Source organism: Vibrio sp. 1978 (assembly GCF_033344345.1).
This window is the reverse complement of sequence record NZ_JAWPOP010000151.1, coordinates 1-1063: the sequence shown is the minus strand read 5'-3', so window position 1 is coordinate 1063 and position 1063 is coordinate 1. Positions and strand designations below refer to the sequence as shown.

1 protein-coding gene is annotated in these 1063 nt (G+C 51.1%); it reads right to left on the bottom strand.

Features of this window, described 5'->3' with window-relative positions; genetic code table 11:
• Positions 1–1063: YifB family Mg chelatase-like AAA ATPase (locus tag R8N49_RS25140; RefSeq protein ID WP_318190213.1), on the bottom strand; the 1063-nt coding region annotated here is incomplete at both ends.

Genomic DNA, 1063 nt, shown 5'->3' with positions numbered 1-1063 from the left:
CGCTTCCGCCAAATGAGAACGCTCAATCTGCTCAGCACCTTCTAAATCCGCTATCGTGCGAGCCACTTTAATGATGCGATGATAGGCACGAATCGATAACCCCAGCCGATGTAGTGCAGTTTCGAGAAATTCCGCATCGCTTTTTTGCAACGGGCAAAATGCCTCAATCTCACGGCTGCCGAGCAGTGCGTTGACTTTGCCGTTTCGATTGAGCATGCTCTCGCGAGCAAGACTGACGCGCTCTTTGACGAGTTCCGTGGGTTCACCTCGATCACCACCTTCCGCCAACGTGCCTTTCGGTAAGGATGGAATTTCTAACGACATATCAAAACGGTCGAGAAGCGGTCCCGATAAACGACCCAAATAACGCAAAATGGCCTGAGGATTGGTACGCGCTTGATTCCCTTCATAATAGCCCGTAGGGCTCGGATTCAACGCGCCCACCAGCTGAAAACGAGCAGGAAAACGCGTTTTTCCTTGTGCGCGCGAAATGATGATCTCACCCGATTCCAGTGGTTCTCGTAACGAGTCCAACACTTTACGGTCAAACTCCGGCATTTCATCAAGGAACAATAACCCATTGTGAGCCAAAGAAATCTCACCCGGTCTTGGCACCGAGCCACCACCAACTAATGCAGCCATCGAACTGGAATGGTGCGGCGCACGAAACGGACGCGACTTCCAGTTGTGCTCATTAATCTCACTTTGCGTCAGTGATGCGACTGAAGCCGTTTCCATCGCTTCTTCGTCGCTCATCTCCGGCAGTAAGTCGCATAAACGCGACGCCAGCATGGTTTTTCCTGTACCAGGAGGACCAAGGAAAAGTAGGTTGTGGTTTCCAGCCGCCGCAATTTCTAGAGCACGCTTGCCTTGTTGCTGGCCAATGATGTCTTGTAGATCTCGACCATGTTTTTCAACCGTTTTTCGCTTCGGAGTTTGATAAAGATTGAGACGATGCTGACCACATAACTCTGCACACACCTCAAGTAAGGATTGCGCTGACTTATGTTGCTCTTTGCCCACCAGCGCCGCTTGATCGCCATTGACATGAGGCACCACCAAA